The sequence below is a fragment of the Bacillus sp. FSL K6-1338 genome (genome assembly GCF_038006965.1).
In the GTDB taxonomy this organism is placed as follows: domain Bacteria; phylum Bacillota; class Bacilli; order Bacillales; family Bacillaceae_G; genus Bacillus_A; species Bacillus_A thuringiensis_S.
The window spans coordinates 39,680-64,430 of the sequence record NZ_JBBOWI010000002.1 but is presented as its reverse complement, the minus strand read 5'-3'; the positions used below and the strand labels follow the sequence as shown (position 1 = coordinate 64,430).

Genomic DNA, 24,751 nt, shown 5'->3' with positions numbered 1-24,751 from the left:
TTAAAGACATAGTTGAGCTTTATGGTGTAATGTAAAACGATTATGAAGTTCTGGCTTGAATTGTTCCTTTGATTTTTTTAGAAAGAACTTCGCTGCATCTTCAGTTTGTTTTAAATATAAGTCAATACTATCTCCTTCACACAATTGGTTATATTCTTCTTGAGAAAGTACTGCAATATTTATCTCTAGTTTGTTATTCGCCGCAGTTTCAATTATTACATCGTACCAATAATAATTAGGTTTCCCTGGAATTTTGATATCTTGTAGGGAAACGCAAAATTTAGCTCCCCCTTCTGTAATATGTTTAAGGACTAGTTCTGGAGTTTTAAATGCTTCTCTTGCTGAGAGCACTCCCCCAGTAGTTGTTGCAAATTGTAAGTTCATTGTCATTTTCCACTTCCACCTTTCTCCATACAAAAAAAGGCAAGCGACACCCACTGTAAAAACAGCGTGTGTCGCTTGCCTTAATTTCATATGTTCTGATTTGATTGTAGTTTTGAGTGTTTAGTTCAAACGTTATTCTATCACCTTAAATAATAAAAATCAATAAAGTTATATAAAAACATATAAAAACATATAAAAACATATAAAAAATAAACGATTAATATAATTCTACAAGTTTACGTCTTTTCGGATTAACGTTATTTGCAGCATGTACCATGATCTGTTCATCGGTTGCTATATTTGTATTTTGAATGGATAGAAGTAGTACATTATCATAAGTGTCCATCAGTAGAATATCTCTAGGATTTTCACGTTTAGGATAGATAACTACAAGCGGAACGCCTTCATCTCCATCCCTTCTTGAAAACACGACATCATCTAATCTTGCAATCATTCGGTAATCATTTTCATTTCCAAAAATAAAAAAGAAATCTTGAATAGAAGCTTTATCTCTCTTGTATGTGCGTCGAAGGCCACCATCTATTGATTCTTTAAACGTTTGAATTTTTTCGACAAAAGTGTAACGCCAATTGACATCTCCTACTGTACGTTGAGATAAAGGAAAAAGAATATCTTGTTCCAAGTTTTGATTATCATTTGTTCCTAGAATGATATCTGAAATAACATCCCCAGCATCTTTCAATGAGCAAATGTGTACATTTAGATTTGGTATATTCATTAATAATTCATGATGCTTCCGCATAGAAAATAATAGATTTTTCATACGTATGTATGGCGGTTCTGCATCTTCAGCAAGGAACATTGATTTGTCGTACATAACAAAGACAACCGTTACATCCTCATTTGTTTTTTTTGCATATTCTATGTACTTCTCTACTTTTTCAACTAAGATAGAATTTGTCTCTTTGCACATGTCCATCTCAATATGGATATTTTTATCTTGGTATGAAATATGTTCATCAGGAATCAAGGCCAATTGGTTGTCCTCAATTTTTATATTTTTTTTCTGGTAAAAAGAACGAATATCCAATTCATATAATACTTCATTGGTTTGTGTCTTCTTTGTAGTCGCTAAAAGAGTACGGATCATGACTTCACGTGAACACATAGTGTGAAGAGAAGTTGTTCTTGAGTACCGTCTTTTTGAACTTTTTTTGGGAATTCTTCCTATTTCCAATAAGAATTCAATTGTCTTTTCTTTTAAGGAGAATAAAGCGCGTTTCGTAATACTGTCAGCCCTTTTATCTATTCTTTTAGTTAACATAGCTCCATATTGTGAGTACCGGTCAAGCTTTGTAAATATGCTAGCTTCAGAACATTCTCTTCCCTCAAATGCACTATATAACTGCGTGATTTGCCTTGTTGTAAGTGCTCTTTTGTAATATAAAACTGTAAAGACAAATATGTCAGCTTCTTTTAAGTGAAAATGTTTTTGGGTACCTGATCTTCTATATTTATACACTTTCTCGGACAATGCATACACCTCTTATATTGAATTAAACTAAATTAAATACTTATTATTTTTAATATACTATTACATTGATGTGGTGGTTGTAAAACCTGAAAAAATTAATAAGACATTTTAATTTTTAGAGGTACTTCATTTTGTACGTTGAAGTTGAGATGAAAACTACTCTTATAAATCTCTTATAAATTATTGATTTATAAGGCTCTATTAAATCGTTTGTTTTGTTAGGACGAGCTACTACTAGATACCTAACAATAGTTATAATGAAATTCTATTTATAAAATAATGTTATGACGTCCTAACATTTATTAGATAGCCAAACTACTATTTTAATTGATTAAAATTATTCAAGATTTATAAAAAGGTTTATTGATAATAAAGAATAATTTTTTCTATCCTTAATTCGAAATTCAACTTTTTATTAGTGATGAAACGCTCTTTTCAACTTCTACTATTTGCTCAATGTAAAATTCCAACTTTTTCTTTTATGTTTTTTTCTTGTATAGAATCATAAATTCACTTAGACAAATAATATTAATTGTTTATACCAAATCATAAATAAGTTAACAATATGTCTATAGATACTTAACATATTGGTTTTAGTCAATTGAATTACCTTCACTTTTTCTTCGTTAAACAAGGAGTTATCTTAACTGAAATAATAAAATTGAACAGTTGTTAATTTTATGTGAGGTTGTAATTGCTATCATCATTCCTCCTGCATTACAAAAAAATTTATTATAATGTAAGTATCACTTTGATGTTAATAAGATGAGATTTCACTTTTAATAATCTAGTTTGAACAAATGTATCTTTTTTATAATAGAGATGTGGTTGTTAGCCTACTACTTTTAGAATGTCAAAGTTGATTTATCCTAGTACTCCCTTTTTAATATGTTGAATATCAAGGGTATTGATGCTGTTCATATGAAATTAACAACCTCTTCTACTGGCTTTTGAGGAATGAATGAAATTGACAAGGAATTGAATTCAAATGAGGAAAAGAGGATGATTTTTCTTATAACATATATAATAATGTGAACTAACAAGTACTAAGTGAAGAACAGTACATTAACATAACATTAACAATGAGCGGTCTTATAAGTGATAAATCCCGTTAAAACAGCTAGGTAACAAAGAAAAACTTAGTGTGAATTGCTATAAGAATGTCTTGAAATCTCCCTAGTAATATAAATATACTCGAACAATATTTATTGTTGGAATATTAAAAAAAGTTTAGTTGAATTATATAAGCTTTATAAATACAGTTTACATACAAGTTTTATATAAGGGTCTTATATAAAACTTGTATGTAAACTAGATAATTTGTTTTTTTGATTTAACTACGATATAAAAGCATTATTTTATACATTTTATATGTAAAGCTTATATATAAGGTGTATAAGTTTTTCTGGAATTTTTATGCTAAAAAAATTGGTGGTTTTTTATCTGTTTTTTAGAATTTTGATTTGGTTTTTTTAATAATCTTTTTTGAAATGTCAATCACATGAAATTTAAGATTGATATAACATGTATACGCATTATATATAAGGCGTATACATAAACCCTTATAAAATATATATTAATTCTATTTTTAATTTTATAAGTCTTATATACAAGTCCTGTATATAAGTTTTATTTATAATGACTTGATATACGACGTGTAATGATGTACTATGTTTCTAGGAATAATTAACCAGTGTTTTAAGGGGGGGACGACTTGAACGAAGTTTTAAGTGAAAAATATCAAACAATCAAGTTTGCAGATGAAGTAGTAAACATGTTTGCTGATATACTTGAACAAGATGAGATACTCTATAGTGTATTTCTATACATAGGAAACATAGTAAATAAACAATTTCAAGAGACGAAGTACATGAGGGGCATATCTATTAATGAAATAGTGGAAAATGTAGTTATTGATAGGAGAGTAAAGAAAAAAAAGGGAAAATCCTATTCTTTAGAGGTTGAACGTACGAATATATCTAGACGTTCAGCTGAAATAAGTGTGAGTACACTATCATCAATGTCTTTAATCTATGAAAAAACCATGCACCCATATAAATTTTTGATCTCAACTTATAGAGGGCAACAAGTACTGATTGAGTTAGGGAAAAGAAAAAAGATAAATAAGGAGAGATAAAATAATGGCAAAAAACTTCTTGAAGAATGAAGTGGCAGTTAAAATGACGATGGTCGGTTTTGGTCAAGCTGGTACTAGAATGGTAGATAAATTTGCGGAATATACACATACAGATGGTACAGCAGTATATAATTGCTTAGCACTAAACAGTAATGATGGAGATCTAGCTGAATTAAAAAATGTACCCAAAAGTAATCAAGTTTCACTGAAATTAGGTGGTTTAGGTAAGAATCCTGAGCGTGCAGTAAAAGTCCTTGATTCAAATGAGGAAGCAAAAGAAAAGCTAAAAGAATTTATTACTGAACGAGTAAGACCTTCGGATGAACTTGTTTTATTTTTTGCAGGTTTAGGTGGAGGAACTGGAACTTCTACAATCATTAAGGCTATTGAAGAATTTTCGGCTTTTCATAACAAGCCAGTAATCAGACAAGAATTACAAAAAGTTGCGCAGCTATATCCAATGTCTGAAATCAAGGCGAATCAAGCGAAGTTTGCGAGAATAGCCTTTGAAAATGCTATTGAGCGCAAAGACTTTATTAAAATGGGGATTGTTGTAACTCTTCCCGTCCGAGCAGATGGGCCTGATGTATTACGACAAGTAAATAAATTTTCACAGGAAATTTGGAAATTAGCAAATGATAAATCAAAAGGTGTAGCATTTGTTGTGTTTGCTGATAACCAGCATTTTTACGATGAATTTAAGGAATTGAATGAAAATGAGAAAAAAGGTATCGCTAATTCACGAGATTATGCAAATCAACGTATTAGTGAAATTATTCATGAGTTAAATACCGCTGCTAATGGATCTGGTACATCTGTAATACTGGATTCTCAAGATTTTAAACGTATTTTACTTGAGAAAACGGGCTGTTTAGTAATTAATAAGGTTTCACGTAATATGAATCAAATAGAAAATAGCCATGCAATTATAGAAATGTTCCAAGAATCATTAAGAGGAAGCTCTTTCCATCCCCCGATTGATTTGATGAAGAAGAACGATGATGGTTCTGTTGAAGCATCAAAAGTACATCATTTTGGTATGCTTGCTATCCTAGATGAGCAAAAGAATATTAATGATTCCTTTATGGATGACGCTAAGGTAGAAGTTTCAAATAATTTACCTATAAATGGTACAGTTTTTAATGGATATTTGGTAAGTAAGAATGATTTCTTAGGAACTGTATATACCTTCTATAAAACCGATGCATTACCATCGAGATTATCTAAAGGTTTAGTTGAAGAATTTAATGAATTTAAAGAAAGACAAAGCCAAATTCAGTATAAAAAGTCTCAAATTAGTACGATTGAAAGTATAGATGAGGATGAGGATTTAGGTTTTGTATTTGGAGATTTTATTGATATGGGTAGTGACGAAGAAAATAATAATGCTGGAGCAAATGAAGATGAAGATCTAGCAGATTTTCTAGATCCAGATAAGATGTTTGGTACTACAAAATAATAAAAAAGTCTGGACTAAGTTCCAGACTTTTTTATTATTCCACTGAATCCATAAGAGATTTTATATACTCAATAATATTATCTTGTATGTACTGCTCTATGAAGAGTTGTTTTTTACTCAAGTCTTCCTCTTTTTTAAACCAGCCTGCTTTTCTAGTGCGCTCTTCCTCAGGTTTGTTATTCCATAAGCTCTCTGCTTGTTTTCTTAATTCCTGACGTGCCCTATGCTCAATAATAAAATTATCAAGCCTATCTTGGCGTTGGCGTAATTTTAGCGTTTCTACATCTTCTGGTTGTGGTAACTGCTTTAATATACTTTCTACCCTCTCTTCATAATGAGATTCAATATGTTTTATTTTTTCTTCTAACTGTTTAGTTACCATTTTTTCAATAATTTCAGCAGTAGCTTGAAGGTTTAATTCAGTGGATACCTCATTTGTTTGATGTTCTGGTGAAACTGGTCTTAAATCAAATTGGTGTGGTAAAAGGTCAATAATTGCATCTAGAGACCATTTCTCATCCCTTTTCTGCTTTATAAATAGAGCAATTTCAAGATCTAAAGCATTATAGAGTTTTTCATTTGTATTTTGAGTTCTTAAAGTTTCATGAAGTCCCTTTTCTTCTAGGATATTGAACCAATTATAAACTGTATTATGATGACGTCCTACTAGTTTTGAGAATTCTGTTATTCGCCATGCTTTTTCGAAAACATTATCATCTAATATATCATCATCGTTAATTTGATGGTCTTGTTTTTCATTTTTTTGCTCAATCATTGTAACTACCTCCTCAAAAATCAACTCATAAATAACTAATTATAATTAACATGTGAGCTGAGATTAACATGTTAGCTAGTATTTCGATAATATTTGTAAAAATCCCTACCAATCCAGTGAATTACATGAAATATAGAATTAACATGTAAACATATACTTGTTAACAAAACATTGACGTTTAGCGTAGAATTCGGTGAATCAGTAACTTTATTACCAATTTGAAATATATAATTGGTAATGTTTTGTTAATGGGAATATATATATTATTGTAGTAGCGCTACTGATAGTTGCTATGAGATTAACAAATTAGGCTACTTAATATTAATGATAAGGAAATAAAGCTATTTTGTAAATAAGTTATAAGGATATAATCCGGTTATATAACGGAAAATACACAAAGTAACGCTCAAAATCTAATTATCACGTATAAAAGCTAGCAAAAAGTAAATAATATTAATGTAGAGTTAGTATTGTTCAATAAACAAAACGGTATTTAAGGATATAGGAGTACAATCATAATGCTTCGAAGAGGTTCGTCCTACTCCCTATTTACTTGCTACATACAAGTTAGGATCTATTTATGTATATTAATTTAGTATAGAATGTACAATTTAAGTTGTATATTGCATGTCATGATAGAAATTTATGTAGTCAGTATCAACAAAATGATCTTTATCAGTATTAAAGAACAGATTGAGCCTGTGAGTTGACATTAACATGAAACATGACATTGACATGAAATCAATACTACAACCACCTACTAATAACATACGAACACCTATTGTTAATGTTTTGTTAACTATAATAGATATAGATCAACCCTTTGTATACATGCTGATCTAAAAAGATTACCTTTTAACATGAAATGTGAACCATAAACGAAGGATTTTATAGATAATTTTGAGGAAGTTTTTAAGATACTAAGGTTCGACTTAGAATACTAGAATAATCCAAGTGATGTATTTTGTAGATATCCGATTTCTGGTGTATGTTTACATATATTAATAAGATCATAAACAAGACAATGAGATTGATATGTTAACGAAAATTAGATAAGCATACTTCGAATATCCATAAAGATAACATTGACATAAAATGAGGTATTGCTATGAGATTAATACGACATTAACAAAAAAACACCCAAACAAAGGATAAATCATCCTAATTGTTAATGTCATGTTGATCAGAAATAGAAAACTGCCATTTACATTTAGAGATACTAGTTATTCTAATGGGTGTTTATGACTTAAATACCCATTAGAAAGTTAATAAAAGTAATTAGTAATAAAATATAGCATGCGCTGGTTTGTTAGTTATTACATTCCAGTAACTAATGATAATAAATGTAGATCTACTAATTGGTTTTACGTTAATTTATATCTGAGTATCATCGGATTGATATAACACATAAAATATCAATATGAAATTAACATCTGTACATTTTTATTTCCTTTCATATCAATGTCAATTGATATGTTGATTTCATTCGAGGGTATTAGTGTTGGTTAATTGTTTATATGACATTAACAATTTTGGGTTGTGTACTTCAAATTGTGTTAAAAATTAAATGGAGATAGACTTTCTTTGAAACCTTCTTGATCAAGGAGGTTTATAAAAAGAACGGTGTAGCATATTGGGAGTTTTGGTTATAAATAGCAGTTGTAATACTTAGGTATACGACTTATTTATTTGGGCATACTATAAGTATGAGTTCTTTTCTATGATAAAAAAAGTGCAGCTAATATCTTTACAATCTATAATTATAGATTGTAGTTTTTATAGTATTTGAGTAGAAGAAATGATTTTGTGTATCATTCCAATATAAGTATATATTAACTAAAAGTCATTTTAATTGTTACAAGAAAAATATGTTATGGATGTATATTCATTATTAGCGTGCTTTTTGTCTAATAACTAAAATAGGAACTTAAAAGCAATTTTATAATTTTTGTTTGCGAAATATGTAATTAATAAATTGGCTTAGGTATGAACTGGATGGTTAGTTTAACTTGTATTCATCTCTCAATATGAAATTTCATGTCAATGTCAGTTGATATGTTAATATCAACCGAACGAGTTTGTGTCGCTTTATTGTTTACATAACATTAATATGCTTTAGTCCTTTGCTGTTAGTTATGCTATGAGTAATATAAAGATTGTTTTATATTTAAAGTTCTCTAAGGTAAGGAATATATTAAATGAATGTTTTTTACTTTTGAAATTTAGTTGTAAATAAAAAAATCGAAATTTTGTTATGAAAATCCTATACTTAGATATACTAATAGTATTACCTGAATTAGGTTATTAAATGACATATGCAAAAAAGAAAAGGTTAATCAATTAGAAGCATTATTTTTGTGAGTTTATTTAATAATTGCGAAGTAGTATTGACATTTAGATATTATATAGATAATCTTATACATAAGTTTTATTGTTTAAAATTAATATACAAATCGAGAGATATTTAATTCTTGCTAAACGGACACACCGAGGGCATATACCTGCCATTGGTGTGTCTTTTTTTATTTAATAACTAGAAAATGATAAGGAGAGTATTAAAGAATGAATGAAATTATTAGTGAAAGTAAAAGAAGATTTGATAAATATTGTAAAGATAATCAAGTTTTTGAGGAGAGAATTAATTCTCTTATTAACTACTATTTTTTACTGCTTGCTGATCGTGTAAACATTTTACAAGATAGAGAATTTAATAACGAGGTCGAAGAGAAGCAATTTAAAAGCAATCTCAAAAGATTTGAAACATTATTCCCAGCTGCTGCTAAGAATGCATTTCTAAAAGGATATCAGCTTGGTTTAGAGTTTTTCAAACATCCAGAGACAGTGATTCCGGATTCTCTATTTATAAATCCTAATTTTGTACAAGATATTCCTTTTGCAATTGTAAATGCAGCGGAATTTAGCATTTATGAATTAGTTCGAACGGATGAAACACAAGAATTTAGTGTATTTGCTGTTCGAACGTATGAAGGCATTAAACCCATAATGGAACAAGTATTTTGTGAAATTGCATTGTTTGGTGCGGAAATTTCGCTTGAGCATGAACGTGAGGAAAGAGGACTGAAAGTAGTTGAAGGAAAAACAACTACTTTTACAAATGTTCCAGTAGATCGTTTATTTACGATTACTCCATCTGTAGCTGCTAATGTTGTGCATGCGGATGGCCGCTGTGAAATCTGGAGTCTAAACTGGAATACAAAATTAACTTTAGATAATCCTTTTATTGAATTAGCACAAGTAACCATTGTTTACAAAGACAAGACAGAAATACAAAAAAATCTTCAGGATGGATTTATATATGAACAGAGTTTATTTAGTGCGATGCCGTTAGAAGAAATAGAGGATCGTTTAGAGGTTAGAGTCAAATATAACCTTATTGATAATATGCCATGTAATTTGGATGGATTTGAAATAGAATCGCTTCTCACCGAACTATTAACAAAAATACAAAACGCAACAAAAGTGCCTTTTGAAAACATGCTATTACTTTAAAGTGATTTTCTATCAAAGAGGAGTTTTTTATAATGAAAAAGATTGTATTAGCTATTAGTGATACTGTGTATACGGCATATTTACGTGAGGATTTTGTTGGTGCAGGATTTGAAGTAGCTGATAGTGATGTTATGCACATAAAGTATTTAGATGAAATTCTAGATACGGAGCAACCTGATATTCTATGTATTAATGACAAACGATTAAATATTGATGCGGGACACGAAGATAAGCGAGAATTAATTATTTTACAGAAGTTAAGAGACATTCGCTTTCAGCGGGATATTCGCATTGTAGTATTTACAGAGCGTGAAAATAATGATGAATTTTTAGCGAAGCTGATTTATCTAGGTATCTATGACATTTTTAACTCTCGTAAAATTGATATTGATAATAAAGTCATCCCGCAGCTGCTACAGGAATCGGATATTAAAAATGTGGTGGAAATTGTAGGAGCAAGTCAAGCACCGCAACATACGAAATTGCCTGAAGTTCCTTTTGATGATGAAGAAGAGAAAGTATCAAGTGAATTAGAGGAAGGTAACAACAGTGAATCACACTCTACTTTAAAATTATTTAAAAACAAACAAAAGCGTAAGTCTATTCAGGAAGAAACGCCAAAAGCGCCAATTATAAAAAAACAGTATAAATTGGCTTTTGAGCCAGTATATGAGAAACAAATTGGTATTGCTATTCCAAGAAGAACAATTGTTGTGGCCAACGTGAATAGGAGAAGTGGTGCCACTTTTGTTTCACATCTTTTAGCCGCTTACTTAAATGAACTACAGATTGATGTGAATTATATAGAGAATTTATATGATGATGGTTATACGTATCCGTTATTAAAGGGATATACAGAAGCACCAGAAAACTATCGTAGTGAATTTATGTTGCAGAGATATAAAGAGATGCTACAGAAGGAATCTGATATATTATCAATTCCAAAATGGAAGCAAGGAAGAATAAATTATATCGTAAAGAATCCTATAGTTGACCAAGAGCTGAAAAACGAAACAGAGCAGGACTTTGACCATTTTATTAAGGTTTTATTGGCCAACCAAGAAGCATCTATATCTATTATTGATGCAGGGAGCGATTGGGATAAAGATTTATACAGTGAGATATGTGAAATGGCGGATTACATATTCTTTGTAGTGGAACCAGATCTGCATCAATTGCTAAAAATAGCGCATCCTCTTACACAAAAAGAGAGAAAGCTCGTTTCTTACTTAGCTTTAGAGAAAGTGAGGATCATTGGGAATAAGTTTTCTCCTGCACTTTTAAAGCATGAAATAGTAGAAGAATGCTTTGGAGATAAGGTATTAACTGCTTTACCACCATATGAAATAGAAGATGTGTTTGAGTCACAATTGAATAGTAGTACGTTACTATCAAGTCGCAACTATTATAAAGAGATAGAAGGAATAATGAAGGGAATAGCAGAGTTATTGCTACCAAATCAATTGTTGAATCCAAAAAAAAGTTCCATTTTAAGTGGATTTCGATTTCGAAAGTCTGAAAGTTAAGGGGGATGAAGAGGAATGCAAAAGTTTATTGTTGCAGCAAGTATGTTGCTGTTATTTGTAGGTTGTCTATTCTTTGTAACTGATATGGTGATTGGAGATACAACACATACTGATAATAAATCGTCTTTAGAAAGGGGAGGCGAGATAGCTGTGGCTAAGTCTGTAAAAGTAGGTACTCTGCGTGCAGAAGAAGAAATAGCTATTGATCCAGGAAAAGCGAAACAAGAGTTTGAAAAGGCGTATAACGGTAATGCGGATTTTAAAGATCCCGCTTCAAAACGTAACTTCACTGTACATGATGTACAGGAAAAACCAGCAATGATTGCTGTCGAAGGTGATGCAGAAGCTGCTAGTTATTTTAAGCAATTTGATGAAAAAAAAGAAACGATAAAGAGTAAAGCGAGAAGTATTATTATTTATGATGCGAATGGAAAAGAAAAACAATTAGGTGGAAACGTAAAATAAAGAAAAAGAGTAGGTGCATTAAAAATGCAAAATACAGTAACTACGGCTCTATTCCTTACCTTTTCTTTATTATTAATTAGCCTTTTACCCGAAGGCGTTTTGTATGGAATACAGTTAGTGAAAGCACATAACTTTGCTGCTGATATGGTAGAAAACGCAGAAAATAAGGGTGGATTTCAATATGATTACAATGGAAAAAGGGTGGATTTAGTCCCTGGGATAGAGAAAAGAATGAAAGAAGAAAAGATGGATGGATGGAAGTATGAGTATACAAAGGGACGCATCGATCATAATCAATCCCTTTCTTTTAAGGTGAAAGCAGAACACCATTTCTTCATATTTAAGCTGATTGGTGTAGATGGCATAAAAGCTCCGATATGGGCGAGTAAAGAGGGATTGGGACAAGTATATTTTAAGTAATGAAAATTCTAAGATTTGTACTATAAAAGACTATGCTGAAAAGTATAGTTTTTTTGTCAGGAAAATATACCTATATAGAACAGAAGTTATAAAAAATGTTAATTAATTAATTTATATGTTAAATTATCTGGATTTTATGTTTAAATTAGGTACAATAAAAGAATCTATGAAAAACTAATATATTTGGAGGAACAAACAATGGCTAACAAATTTTTAAAAACAGCAACAGCACTAACAATTATGGGTACATCATTACTAGGAGCAGGAGCATTTACTGCTAAGGCTGATAACACAGACTCATTAAAATTCAATGATGTTCCAGCAAATCACTGGTCTACAAAAGCAATTTATGATTTAACAAATCGTAAAGTAGTGCAAGGGTACGGAAATAATATCTTTGGCTTTGGTGATAATGTAACTCGTGGGCAAGTTGCTCGTATGATTTATATGTACGTAAAACCAGCAGATGCAGATGCTAGCTTCAAAAATCCTTTTACTGATATTAAAGGACATTTGTTTGAAAAAGAAATCTTAGCACTTGCTAAAGCAGGACTTGTAAATGGATTTGGTGATGGGAAGTATGGTCCAGATGATATTTTAACTCGTGAACAAATGGCACAAGTGCTTACAAATGCTTTTAAATTTAAGGCAACGAAAACAACAAAATTTGCAGATGTTGATAAAAATTCTTGGTCTTACGGTGCAATTAGTGCATTAGAGGAAAATGGGGTTACAATTGGTACAGGAGATAATATGTATTCTCCAAAAATGTTTGTAACACGTGAAGCGTATAGCCAATTCTTATATAACTCTATTAATGCAGTTGAAAAAGAAACAAAACCAGAAGTGAAGCCAGATCCAAAGCCTGAAACAAAACCAGAAGTGAAACCAGATCCAAAGCCTGAAACAAAACCAGAGGAAAAACCAGAAGTGAAGCCAGACCCGAAACCTGAAGTTCAATTGCCTGCAGGTATGGATTCTAATCTAGTCACAGAGAATATTGAATATTACCCTGAAGCAGTTGAAAAAATGCCAGTTGTAAAGCAACAAGTTTCGAATGAAGCACAAAGAATAATAAAAGAGGTTAATGGAAGATTCGGTACAAATTTAAAGTATAGTGAAATTAGTAACGATGTATCTTTACTCGATAAAAATATGTATCTTCCTGCAGGTACTATTGGAGCGCAATTTGTTGTGCAATCAGATAATGAAGGAAATTATAAAATTATATTTTTAGATAATAACAAAGCTACAGTATCTTTAACTAAAGAGTGGACGAAATTATTAAGTGGTTTGAACTTAGATAATGAGTTACAGGAAGCAATTGATACACAAAAAACAAAAGTATTTGAGAAAGATAATTTTAAAATCCGTATTGCACACTCAACTGCGGAACATATGATGTATGTTGAAGTGGAAAAGAAATAAAGTTGTTATTATCAGAGAAATTTGATATCATTATACACGTAATATAATAATAAAATAATTTTACGATAATTACGTAAAGGACACACCTTACGTACCTACTAAAGGTACAGGTGTGTCCTTTTTTGTTTTTTAGGGGGATAAGATATGAAATTAAAAAGGAAATTTTTAATTAGTTGTACGTCTGCATTGTTGTTATTACCTACATTGGCACATGCAAAGAATAGTGATGTACCCTTCTTTGATGGGGATGAAGAAAAATTTATGAAAGCAAAAGAACTGCAAATGCCAGGAAGGTTTTATCGTCCAGGAAGTGGGTATGCCGCAAAGGAATCACTATATTTAAGTGACTTACATTATCCAGCTGTATATAATGGTTCTTTTAGTTGGGATAATTCAAATGAAAACAAAGTACAAAATGAAGAACTCTCAGAACCTTTTGTTCGTATTGCTAATGAAGGATACCTAAACAATTCAGTTCCTGCAGGAGATCGTATGGTAACCGAAGTACAAAGAATTAATGATGACATAATAGCTAGTAAGTATTGGGGGAATCCTGAATTTGTTTTAGCAGAAATACTGAAGTATAGACTTTCGCAGTATCAAGGAAGTAAAGTATATGGCGATTTTTACTGGATTCGTGATATTGCCTATTTATCCGGAGGGTATGCTGGATCCGGAGGAAACGCTAATAAATATAATTTGTGGTTTGTACGTACAAGTAAGCCTGAAATAAAAGACATTAAAGCCTCTAGTAGCAAAAAAGATGTACCTGTTAAATTTATATTCAACGGTTTTGAATATGTAAGTAAAAATAAAGGATATAACGATCGAGATCCCAATGGAACAACAGTAAATCCTTATCAAAGAGCTGCAGGTGAACGTAATCGAGTCAAGTGGATTCTTGATATTATAAAAGATGGCGAAACTGTTCATCATCAAGAAAATTACTTACGTTCAACTCCACAAAAAGATAACCAAAAACCAAATGAAGGAGATGCAGGGCAATTTAAGTCAGAAGAACTAAAGTGGCAGCCACAAATGTGTGGCCGATATACTGCGAAAATTAAAGTCCTTGATGCTGTTCAGAGGGAATCAAACGAGAAAACTGTTGATTTCACCATAGATGGTAACTGTGGTACTGAAGTAACACCTAACCCAGATCCAGGAGATGAAGATGATTTTAAGTATAAAATTGATTTTTCTGCTGATCGAATTGAAGGAGAAACAGCAAGAGAAGGAAAGAATATCAAAACAAGAGTAGATGTATCACGTGATACATTTAAACTAGAGCGTAATCAATATAGAGCAAAGGTAAACAACAATATTAATAAGTCTCAACAAGAAATAAACAGCGCTGAATCTGATAGAGATAGTGCGCAGTCCAGTTTAAGTTATTGTCGTCGCAATCCAATTCATGAAGTAGATGCCGAGGGAAAGGATCACTATTATGATAGAGACTGCTCTTGGGAAGAAAATAAATTAGATAGTGCAGCAAGTAAGCTAGATAATGCAAGACAGAAACTAGAAAAAGAGAAGAATAAAATTAAAAAGTTAGATGTATTAGAAGAAAAATATAAGAATCCTGAAACAGTAGTTGTGTTAAAACATAACGGACAACAAGTATCATCACAAAAGGTAAGATTAACTGAGGGAGAAAGGAAAACCTTGAACCTTGACTGGCAACATAAAGGGAAAGGAACAATTCAGGCAGAAATTAACCCTGATGGTAATCGCATAGACATAGAGGAAACTACGTATAAAAATAATCCTATTAAAATCGCTATCTATGAGCCTTCAAAAGAAAAAGCAATGTGTGGTGTAACGAGTGTGAAAGGTGTAGTAGAGACAGTAGGTGAACGTGTGTCAAAAGAGGATACGGTGGGAGAAATGTTCTATGAAACATTAAGTGGAAGTATAGATAATTTGGCACCATCTAAGCTTCATTCTGGCTATGGGTTTTCGTATGAAGTAAACGGAACATATAAAAATCAGTGGAATGAAAATTATCTTGGTGTATTTGCAAAAGCAACGGCACAATATCCGTTTGCTGATGAGGGATTAAAATCTAAACAAAATTTAGAATCTAAGAAAAATACAGGTTCCATATCAAGTTTTTCTCCAAAAAATATGTATCTATCAGAGAAAACGGGCCATGTCTTCGATAGTAAAAGACCAACGAAGTCTTTATACTGGGATGGACAAGAGAAAATCATTGATGGTGGGCAAAAATGGTATACCCCAATGAAGACAAAAGATGGTGTATATACCTTTAATATAGAAACAGCTCCAGCAGGTATCAATGAAATGAGTCTATGTTTAATTGAGCAAGTAGAGATTAAAGGTGTTGCGTATGATGATTTCATAAAAAGAAGAGTATTTCCTGACGATCCATTCCCTGGAGGAAGTGGAGTTGGTTGGAATTGGGTTGGTAAGGAAGACGTACTTTATAAATTAACAGATTGGTATTACATGAGAAATAGGAAATGAGAATAAAATATAGTATAATTAGATGAATCGACACAATAAGATATCCTTCTTAAACTAGTAGCTGAATGGATAAACCAAAGGCACATCCCGTAATGGGATGTGTCTTTTTTTGTAGAAAGGGGAATATTGAATGGATAAAAAGAAAAAACAACGTATGAAACGTGTAATTTTCATTGGAATTATCGTAATGATTGCATCGTTATATATTGGAAGTGAATTTCAGGATCGGAATGGGAAAAGTTATGCTCCTGCAAAGTATTTTGAAACAGGAACAAAATTGATTTCGTTTTAATAATAATTTTGTCTCTTGTATCAACTATTGTGAACAGTATTTCCATGCGATCTCTTCTTTTCTCCATAAAATGAAAGAGAAAGGATAGCAAACGAACACCTTGGAATATTCAGTTGTGTTAGATTAATTACAACATATTTTTGGGATGCTTAATAGGTTAAAAACCTTGTTATAACAGGGTTTTTGGAGCGAAGTTAATTATCGATTACGTGTTTTTAAATAGAAAAAACAGATATTTTTTAGAAATGATTGACATGAAACTATATATATCATAATATTGAGATTGTAATATTAAAGAAAATAAATCCAACATTTTCATATAGACTTTAGATTAGCTAAAAGGACACACCTAAGGCGTTTTACGCCATAGGTGTGTCCTTTTTTGCGTTTAAAGGCTACATAAGGAGGAATATAAACATTGAAGCCGTCTAAGTTTCAAATGAAGCAGATTACAGCGGTAGGTTTAGCTGCTATAACAGTAGCGGGTATCTATGGATACAATCATTTTGCAGTAGAAAATGCAGTAAAACCAACAAAAGTTGTTGTAGCTGCAAAGGATATACCTGCGCATACAGAGATTAAAGAAGAAATGCTAGTGGAACGAACATTACCTGGTGATGGGATTCCTCCAAATGCATTACGTGTAAGTAAAAAAGAGGTTATAGGTAAGTGGACAAATGATGGGCAGCCCATCACCGAAAATAGCTATCTTTTTAAAAATAAAGTAGTAAAGAAAGAGGAGTTACCTGACTCTGCCATTTTAAATTTGAAAGATGGAGAAGTTGCATTCCCGTTACTCGTTGATTTGGAAACAAGTTCAGGTAATAGTATCATTCCTAACACTTATGTGGACTTATATTTTAAGCAGGTTGTGAAGGACGGGGAAAATGAGAAGGTAGTATTCGGTGGTCTTTTCCAACGTGTACGTGTTACGGCTGCAAAGGATAGCAATACAGAAGATGCATTTGTACTAGAAAAGAAAGAATCAAAAGAGGAACAAGAAGGAAAACAAAAGCCAAAGGTAACACGATTATATACATTGGCTGTTTCACCAGAACAACTTCAATATCTAAACCGTGCGAAAACACTTGGAGATGTAATTCCTGTTGCAGTTGGACAAAAGGTAGAACAAACAGGGAAAGAATTAGAAACAGCAGAAGGATTCTCGCAAATATCTGACCAGAAAAATATTTTAGACTATGTAGAGAAGCATTCAACCAATCCCATATCTAAAAGTGTAAAAGAATATGTTGCACAGTATCTGAACGAATCCAAATAAGGAAGGGGCTTTTAAGATGGACCGGCAAGTAAGAATGGTTGCCTTTTATGCGACAAACGAAAACGTAGGAAAAAGTACGTTAAGTATTGCGATGGCAAATGAGTTAGCTCATTTAGGGAAAAAGGTGCTTTATGTAGAAGCGGACCAAGTAAGACCAAACTTCGCGGTTGGAACAGGTCTTAGCCATGAGAGTAAAAACATGCTAGGGCTTGTAAGAAAAGAAAATGAATACAATCTCTTGCAATATATTTGTACCAAGCAAGATTTACTAGAAAAAAAAGTGAATCCAAGGCTGGCGCAAAAATTACACGATAAGATGGATTTTCTGGTGTTTCCATCAGGTTATAGCTTAAATCAATTCCCAGAGATTCAAAACAAAGAATTGTTTGTAACGACATTTATCGAATCACTTGTAGATACAGAATATGACTACATCATTCTATCGGTACCAACTGAATTATCCGAGGTGCTTAGTTACCCAATTCTATACCAATCAGACCTTGTTGTTCATGTGCTAAATGGCAACCCTCGTGGTGCGTTAGCAATTAAAAGAGAATTACAACTAATAGAAGAAGCAAAGCTAACATTGCCTCGTATGATTCATGTTTTGAATATGGGAGACGAGGACTATGTAGAAGATATTGAAAAGCTTTCTTCCCAAAACATTGCAGTGACAATTCCGTATGACAGAGATCGTACGAGTTATGAATGGGGGATGCAATTTGGTTCCCCGCAAATTAATGCAAAGGTCCATCATATTATGGAAGCAGCTGGTCTTAATATTCCATCCCAGCACTCCTCTATGAAAAAGGGTCTCTTTGGTTTACGAAATTAAAAAGGTGGCAAGTAGTATGTGGGGCTATTTACAGGGAAAACAAGTATCCTTAAAGCGAAATCGAGTGGATTTATATCACTTTGGTTATAGGATTCGTTCTAAATCGGTGCGAAAGTTAGGAACAACTACAGCTCAACAAATTAAAGATATTACGGATGAAATTCGTGCATTTTTAGTAAAAGAACATCGTGATATCTTAAGCGAATCCTTTATGAATAAAGAGAAGAGAACAGCTGTGGAGCAAATTATTAAAGGCTTTTTACTAAGCAATCAAGTCGTCGTTTCAGATGTACCTTCAGAACAGTTACTAAATATGGTGTGTGATGAAATTGTTGGATTTGGGATTATAGAACCTTTAAAAGAAGATAAGGATGTAACTGATATTTATATCAATGGCACAAAAGAAATCATTTACGAAAAAATCGGAGAGGGAGAATGTACATTTCCTTACCGATTTGAGACAGAAGAAGAAGTGAAAGCCCTAGCTTATAAGATGGTAAACAGTACATCAGAGTCATTAAATACAGCAAAGCCATATGTTGACTGCGTATTTCCGTATATACGTATCAATATTGCGTTAGATGAACTTGGGGGACTCGGAACAACGATAACGATTCGTAAGAATGCGGATCACCTTCGTGCTTCTGAAGAGCGGATGTTATCTACCAATCAAGCATCGAAAGAAATGTTGAACTTTTTGGCTGCAGCTGTGAAAGCCAAAATGAATATTTTAGTTGCTGGAGCTACGGGTACAGGGAAATCAGAGTTTATGAAATATCTTGCTTCTCACATTCCGAAAGGAAAGAAAAAAGAACGTACTCTTGTAGTAGAAGATAACCCTGAATTATATTTGCATCGCATTTTTCCAGAACATCATTTTGTTCCGATGCAGTGTAGGGCATCGGAAGTAGAAGAAAATGCAATCGACTTTGATAGATTGTTAACAAATGCTTTACGTCAAGGGCCCAAGCGATTAATTGTAGGGGAATCGAGGGGGAAAGAAGCGTTAAAAATGATTAACTTTTTCCAAACAGGACATCCTGGTTTCACCTCTGTCCATGCAAGAAGTGCAAAAGAAGCAGTTAGGCGTTTAATGCTTATGTGTCTGCAAAGTGGTGCGAATATTGATGCCCAGTATTTATATGAATTGATTTCACAGACATTTGATGTAATTGTCTTTTTGGAAAAGAAAGATGATGGAAATCGTTATATTACAGAGATGATTGAACTATTGGATTATCAGGAAGATATACAGTTTAATCCATTGTCTCAGTTTATGCCAACATATGAGAAACAAGATGAAATGAATGAAAGAATAGGGAAAATTCATGGCCAACATATTATTACAGGAAGAATATCAGCTGATATGGAGAAGAAATTCCGTTCTTCTACTGTAAATCCAGCTCTTTATGCACCATTCCTTTCAAAACAGGAGGTGCAATATGCGTAGTTTATTAGCCTATGGATGCATATTCTTGATATTTATTAGTGTAGTATTGCTCGTTTTACTTTTTGCAAAATCTAAGGGTTCTGCTCTCTCTCAATTTGTTCAAGAAAATGAGAAAGAAGAAAGGCGCTTGGAATTAAGAAATATCAAAGGGATACGAATGTATTTGCCACAATCCGTTATCCAAGAAGCCCAAAAGTACGAGTGGAAATTAACAAAAAGTATGTACTGGGTATATACGATTCTTTCCGGAATGAGTATTGCAGCAGTATTCTATTTTTCTTTTGGTAGAGATCCTTTTACACTGATTACCGTTTTATCTGGATTTTTAGTTCCAAGGTTTCTTCTTTATCGAAGAAAAAAACGTTACTACTTGGTTGTCATTGACCGTCTTTCTATCTATATGAAAGCTGTAGCAAATGCACTTCAAATTAGTAACAATGCAAAACGGGTATTAGTTCAGGTGAAGCCAATGATGCATGAAAGCATTCAAGAAGAAATAGAGAAAGTTTCTCTTTTATTAGAAGGTGGAACCACAATGCATCGTGCATTTAGAGGATTCAATGAAACGTTTAACTTTAGAGAATTGGTTTTCTTCCATGAAATGTTGGAAGTGTGCAGCCGAGAAGGTGGAACAAATTCAGTTCAAGTCTTACTAGATATTGCAGAAGATTTCGAAAAACAAAAGCTATACCTGGCAAGATTGCGTTCTAGTTTGTCGCAAGCGCAACGTGCCTTTGTACAGAACTGCTTAATTGCCATTGCTATGCCGATTGTTATTATGTTGATGTCAAAAGAAGCATATGGATTTTTAGCAGGTTCTATGATGGGAAAAATCGCGTTAGCGGTAAATATGTTCATTGTCTTTTTCTTAGCAACCCGTGTAGAAAAGATTGCAAATTATAACCCAACAGAAAGAGGGGAATAAGGTGGCTACGATTTTAGCTGTAGTGGTATTCGTTGTCATGTACTGGGTATTCTCTACCTTTCTACAAAGTAAAAAAGATAGCGGTAGCTTACTTACGAACTATGTAGAAAATGCAAAACGAATTGAAAAGAAGAATTTAAATCAGATGATGCTCGCGCCCTTCCAGTCGTTATCACATAAGTACCTGACAGAAGAAAAGAAAGAGCAGATTCAGAAAAAATTAGAAGAAGCTGGCCTGGATACGAAACCAGAAGAATATTTAAAGATGAAGGTAGCATATCCCATCATTTTCACCTCTGTTTTCTTGATATGTACGGTGTTCCATGATTACTACTTATTTAAAGTGGGAGTTTTGATTTCACCACTGCTTTACTTCTATCCTGATTATCTATTAAAGAGAAGAATCAAGCAGGCGATAGAAGCTAGGAAGTTCGAATTACCAGAGTATCTAATTCCTATGCTGCAGCTGTTAAAAACACATACAACATTAGAAGCAGTAAAAAAGGCAGAGATATATGCTGGAAGACATCTTCGTCCGTATGTATCTACACTTACTGCGGAATTAGAAATGTATGCTGGCTCGGATCAACCATTTCGAAACTTTGCTGCTGCTTTAAATAGTCCAGAAGTAAATACCTTTACGATTGCATTGCAACAAGCGCAAAAAACGGACAAGGTACAGAGTCTTCATATTATGGATGCACAGATTAAAATGATGCGTGAGTTAAAACATGAGAACTATAACCGTCTCATTCAAAATAAGCCGATGGAAATGAATAAATTTAACGTCGCAGTTATTGGATGTATTGTGATTTATCCAATGGTGATTGTTATTCAATCCTTAATGCAAGGATTTGCAAGTTTATAGTAGATGTTATCAAAAATGGAATAGGTAAAGGAGCATTACACATGTTAACAAAAATGAAGAATTGGTTAAAAAACGAAGACTCACAATTATCATCAGAAAACGGTATGTTAATCGCGTTAGCGGTGATTATCGTATTAGTAATTGGCCCGTTTGTATGGAAAGCAATTCAAGGCGGGTATGATACAATTCTAGCTCGATTTACAAAAGCATCAAACAATGCAGATGTGAATTCTTGGAACAAGTAATAGAAGTTTTAGATGAATGATGTTTATTACGTATAGCTCAAATAAATGGAGAAGGGAGATTCAATCATGTTAGCAAAAATGAAAAATTGGTTAAAAAATGAGGATTCGCAACTATCATCAGAAAACGGTATGTTAATCGCTCTGGCGGTAATTATCGTATTAGTAATTGGCCCATTTGTATGGAAGGCGATCCAAGGTGGTTATGATACGATCCTGGCAAGATTCACAAAAGCATCAAGCAATGCAGACGTAAATTCTTGGAATAAGTAATTAAAGATTTAAATAGATAAGTTCTAATTTTAGTAGATACTTAAAATTGATATATAAAGGAGACGAAATGAAATGTTAGCAAAAATGAAAAGTTGGTTAAAAAACGAAGACTCACAATTATCATCAGAAAACGGTATGTTAATCGCGTTAGCGGTGATTATTGTATTAGTAATTGGCCCGTTCGTATGGAAAGCAATCCAAGGTGGTTATGATACAATTCTAGCTCGATTCACAAAAGCATCAAGCAATGCAGATGTTGATTCTTGGAACAAAAAATAAATATAAAAATAAACGAGGGGGCTACTCTAAAAGTGGTTCCCTTTTTTACACAGTATTTTTATATGAAATTAAGAGGGGAGTAAAGAAAATGAGCCTGTATATCATGGGATTATTTCTAAGTTATATGGTACTTAATGTATTTACCGACTTAAAGTATAGAAAAACAAAAAATATATGGCATTTCATTTTTTTAGTAGTAGGTTTAGGTATCACGTATTTTGCTGGAATACGAACGGGAAAAGAGATTGTAATTGTACTAACTATGGCCTTAGTATGTGGCTTATTGTTAGAGACATTTAAATTTTCTTCACCCGGTGATACGAAAATGCTTGTGGTGGCAGCTCTATATGTTAGCGATGTAGCAGAGGAATCGGCTATGCTTACCGCTATTACATTAACAGCTTTCCATTTACTATTCTTTTGGATTGCTAGCGTGTATCGTTTAATTAAAATTCTAGGGTTTGTAGGAGCGATTAAAGACCAATTGGAGCATGCTGCTTCTATATTTGGGGCAAAACTACCAAAGAAAGAAATACAGCTGATACAGAGCTTTCCAGGGGCTTGTTCTATTTTATTAGGAGCAATTGTGTATATTGCTTTCACTATTTATCAAAATGGAGGTATCTTGGCTTGAACAGTAGAATCATTCATCAAAGAGAAACCTATATTTACTTTACAATTTTTGCTCTAATAGGCGTTATTATTTTAAACATGTTTATTAATATATTGTTTGTATTAGCATATCCTTTACTAATAGGATTAATTGTGCAGGTTATCTTGTTGCAGAAGATAAAGAAGCCATTTTATCGGAGCGGAAAAGAATTAACAGAACAGTTAAAACTAAAAAATATGTTTCTAGTAGAATCAAATATTTTAGGAGATGAAGAAGGAACAGTTTATGAGGTGCATCAAATGCCTTTTACAATCTCTAATGGATTAATTAAAAAAGATAAGACTTATAAAGTGATAAAACAAGAGTATGAGAGAAAAGTCAAAGAGGATTTAACGAAAATTTCTAAATGGCAAGTTACAACAAAAGCTAGACTTGTAACGACAACTCATTTTCGTTTATATACAATTTGGCAGAAAAATAGTACAGGCTATCAGCTAAAGAAGTTAGAAGATTGTATAGATCCATATGCCAAGATGAACTTTATTCAATGGATAATTGCTTCATTCTGTACGACTGGCCGTTTAAAGTATGATAAGAAGCCTAAAGAATGGGAAAGTTACGAATGGATAACCTTAAAATAAAAAGACAAAAGTTATAATACTTTTGTCTTTTTTTCTTGCTATTTCTTCTAACAGTTTCGTGAACTATACATGATTTTTAGCGAGTTCTATAAATGCTTGATATTTTGTCACATCACTAATATCAAGTCCGAAATCGAAAGCATCTATTTCTGCATGATAACCGTAAGATACTAAACCAAAATCTTTATGTGACTCAGGTAAATAAATAAGTACCTTTGCATTTTTATAGTCTTTTAAATTTTATAATTCATACATTTTAATGATTGGATATTTACCGATTCTATTAATTGCATTTGTTCCGCTTGTGATGTTAGAAATCTCATCATAAATGTGTAATGTATGATTTTCACTGTCGAAGATAAATAAAAAAAAGACACCCAAAGGTGCCTTCCTGCGACTTGAACCATCTTAATTTTAATAATATGTATTGGACGCTAATCCAAAGATAATTCTAACATGCTTTCATATAAATGAAAGCGGATTATTTAACTTACTTAATTACTTTGTCCATAACTTCTTTATATTTGTTAAATTGTGCATCTTCCATATCACCATTCATTTGTATAAGGAAGTTACCTTTTGCGTAAGTATGAGAGAATAGCATTTGATTACCATTACCTAAATCGTCATAGTATTTCTTAGCTTTTTCAAGATCTTCTTTGTTTTTAAACTCAAATATTCTACCACCACTATCTTCACCTAATGCTGGAACAAGAATGCGCTTTGCTTCTTTTCTAGTATTTCCAAATTCTTTTTCTGGTAGGTCACTAGGATTGTCAGCTTCTAATCCTGCAGCTTTAAATTTTTCAATTACCTTACCAACCGTGACATTACTTGTCATTGATTTAACGCTGTCACAAGCGGATAAACCAAATAATAATAGAGCTCCAATAAGTAATACTGCTAATCTTTTAAACATAGTTGTTCATTCCTCCTAATATAAATAAATCCTTAAATATAATAACAAA

Annotated in this window: 24 protein-coding genes; 19 read left to right on the top strand and 5 right to left on the bottom strand. The window is 32.4% G+C overall.

Annotated elements, in window-relative coordinates:
• Together NZ044_RS27405 and NZ044_RS27400 are read right to left on the bottom strand one after the other, a co-directional pair.
• A complete protein-coding gene (locus NZ044_RS27405; RefSeq protein WP_002006391.1) occupies positions 1–474 on the bottom strand; it encodes a hypothetical protein in 474 nt (157 codons plus the stop codon).
• Between the two features lie 127 nt (positions 475–601).
• A complete protein-coding gene (locus NZ044_RS27400) occupies positions 602–1,879 on the bottom strand; it encodes a replication-relaxation family protein (protein ID WP_001291941.1) in 1,278 nt (425 codons plus the stop codon).
• 1,714 nt (positions 1,880–3,593) lie between these two features.
• On the opposite strand from NZ044_RS27400, the gene NZ044_RS27395 reads away from it, so the two are divergent.
• Together NZ044_RS27395 and NZ044_RS27390 are read left to right on the top strand one after the other, a co-directional pair.
• On the top strand, positions 3,594–4,016 hold the full coding sequence (locus tag NZ044_RS27395) for a hypothetical protein (protein WP_001006726.1): 423 nt from the start codon (positions 3,594–3,596) through the stop codon (positions 4,014–4,016).
• 4 nt (positions 4,017–4,020) lie between these two features.
• Positions 4,021–5,475 (top strand): cell division protein FtsZ, encoded by a 1,455-nt coding sequence (locus NZ044_RS27390; RefSeq protein ID WP_098505510.1) that lies wholly within the window; start codon positions 4,021–4,023, stop codon positions 5,473–5,475.
• 34 nt (positions 5,476–5,509) lie between these two features.
• Here the strand turns inward: NZ044_RS27390 and NZ044_RS27385 are convergent, their stop codons facing one another.
• Entirely contained in the window at positions 5,510–6,250 is a 741-nt protein-coding gene (locus tag NZ044_RS27385) for a MerR family transcriptional regulator (protein WP_000572539.1), read from the bottom strand.
• A gap of 2,562 nt (positions 6,251–8,812) precedes the next feature.
• Between NZ044_RS27385 and NZ044_RS27380 the strand changes: the two genes are divergently transcribed.
• The 17 genes from NZ044_RS27380 (at position 8,813) to NZ044_RS27300 (ending at position 23,783) form a co-directional block, all read left to right on the top strand.
• Positions 8,813–9,760, top strand: a complete 948-nt coding sequence (locus NZ044_RS27380; protein WP_001002553.1) for a hypothetical protein — start codon at positions 8,813–8,815, stop codon at positions 9,758–9,760.
• A 32-nt stretch (positions 9,761–9,792) separates the two neighbouring features.
• Complete coding sequence (locus NZ044_RS27375; protein ID WP_277514351.1) at positions 9,793–11,286, top strand: hypothetical protein; 1,494 nt, start codon at positions 9,793–9,795, stop codon at positions 11,284–11,286.
• 15 nt (positions 11,287–11,301) lie between these two features.
• Positions 11,302–11,751 (top strand): hypothetical protein, encoded by a 450-nt coding sequence (locus NZ044_RS27370; protein ID WP_097919464.1) that lies wholly within the window; start codon positions 11,302–11,304, stop codon positions 11,749–11,751.
• A 24-nt stretch (positions 11,752–11,775) separates the two neighbouring features.
• On the top strand, positions 11,776–12,171 hold the full coding sequence (locus NZ044_RS27365; RefSeq protein ID WP_001181729.1) for a DUF4320 family protein: 396 nt from the start codon (positions 11,776–11,778) through the stop codon (positions 12,169–12,171).
• A gap of 198 nt (positions 12,172–12,369) precedes the next feature.
• Positions 12,370–13,599: an S-layer homology domain-containing protein gene (locus tag NZ044_RS27360; protein ID WP_098281250.1), complete on the top strand. Its 1,230-nt coding sequence runs from the start codon at positions 12,370–12,372 to the stop codon at positions 13,597–13,599.
• A 144-nt stretch (positions 13,600–13,743) separates the two neighbouring features.
• Complete coding sequence (locus NZ044_RS27355) at positions 13,744–16,086, top strand: hypothetical protein (RefSeq protein ID WP_340950071.1); 2,343 nt, start codon at positions 13,744–13,746, stop codon at positions 16,084–16,086.
• A gap of 130 nt (positions 16,087–16,216) precedes the next feature.
• Positions 16,217–16,378: a hypothetical protein gene (locus tag NZ044_RS27350; RefSeq protein WP_000358416.1), complete on the top strand. Its 162-nt coding sequence runs from the start codon at positions 16,217–16,219 to the stop codon at positions 16,376–16,378.
• 418 nt (positions 16,379–16,796) lie between these two features.
• Positions 16,797–17,657: a Flp pilus assembly protein CpaB gene (cpaB, locus tag NZ044_RS27345; RefSeq protein ID WP_098505513.1), complete on the top strand. Its 861-nt coding sequence runs from the start codon at positions 16,797–16,799 to the stop codon at positions 17,655–17,657.
• 16 nt (positions 17,658–17,673) lie between these two features.
• A complete protein-coding gene (locus tag NZ044_RS27340; RefSeq protein ID WP_098505514.1) occupies positions 17,674–18,492 on the top strand; it encodes an AAA family ATPase in 819 nt (272 codons plus the stop codon).
• Positions 18,493–18,508: 16 nt separating this feature from the next.
• Positions 18,509–19,942: a CpaF family protein gene (locus NZ044_RS27335; protein ID WP_000264624.1), complete on the top strand. Its 1,434-nt coding sequence runs from the start codon at positions 18,509–18,511 to the stop codon at positions 19,940–19,942.
• Complete coding sequence (locus tag NZ044_RS27330; protein WP_170264903.1) at positions 19,935–20,867, top strand: type II secretion system F family protein; 933 nt, start codon at positions 19,935–19,937, stop codon at positions 20,865–20,867. Before NZ044_RS27335 ends, NZ044_RS27330 begins: the two co-directional genes overlap by 8 nt.
• A 1-nt stretch (position 20,868) precedes the next feature.
• A complete protein-coding gene (locus tag NZ044_RS27325) occupies positions 20,869–21,735 on the top strand; it encodes a hypothetical protein (protein ID WP_170264902.1) in 867 nt (288 codons plus the stop codon).
• A gap of 41 nt (positions 21,736–21,776) precedes the next feature.
• Entirely contained in the window at positions 21,777–21,980 is a 204-nt protein-coding gene (locus NZ044_RS27320; protein ID WP_000956352.1) for a hypothetical protein, read from the top strand.
• 66 nt (positions 21,981–22,046) lie between these two features.
• Positions 22,047–22,250, top strand: a complete 204-nt coding sequence (locus NZ044_RS27315) for a hypothetical protein (protein ID WP_000879955.1) — start codon at positions 22,047–22,049, stop codon at positions 22,248–22,250.
• A 72-nt stretch (positions 22,251–22,322) separates the two neighbouring features.
• Positions 22,323–22,529 (top strand): hypothetical protein, encoded by a 207-nt coding sequence (locus NZ044_RS27310; protein WP_000879960.1) that lies wholly within the window; start codon positions 22,323–22,325, stop codon positions 22,527–22,529.
• A gap of 88 nt (positions 22,530–22,617) precedes the next feature.
• Entirely contained in the window at positions 22,618–23,163 is a 546-nt protein-coding gene (locus NZ044_RS27305; RefSeq protein ID WP_000061106.1) for a hypothetical protein, read from the top strand.
• Positions 23,160–23,783, top strand: a complete 624-nt coding sequence (locus tag NZ044_RS27300; protein WP_061664717.1) for a hypothetical protein — start codon at positions 23,160–23,162, stop codon at positions 23,781–23,783. The genes NZ044_RS27305 and NZ044_RS27300 overlap by 4 nt, the downstream gene beginning before the upstream one ends.
• A 240-nt stretch (positions 23,784–24,023) precedes the next feature.
• On the opposite strand, the gene NZ044_RS27295 is transcribed toward NZ044_RS27300, so the two are convergent.
• Complete coding sequence (locus NZ044_RS27295; protein WP_277514341.1) at positions 24,024–24,164, bottom strand: hypothetical protein; 141 nt, start codon at positions 24,162–24,164, stop codon at positions 24,024–24,026.
• Between the two features lie 109 nt (positions 24,165–24,273).
• Positions 24,274–24,702 (bottom strand): stress protein, encoded by a 429-nt coding sequence (locus tag NZ044_RS27290; protein WP_277514339.1) that lies wholly within the window; start codon positions 24,700–24,702, stop codon positions 24,274–24,276.
• Positions 24,703–24,751: the final 49 nt, after the last annotated feature.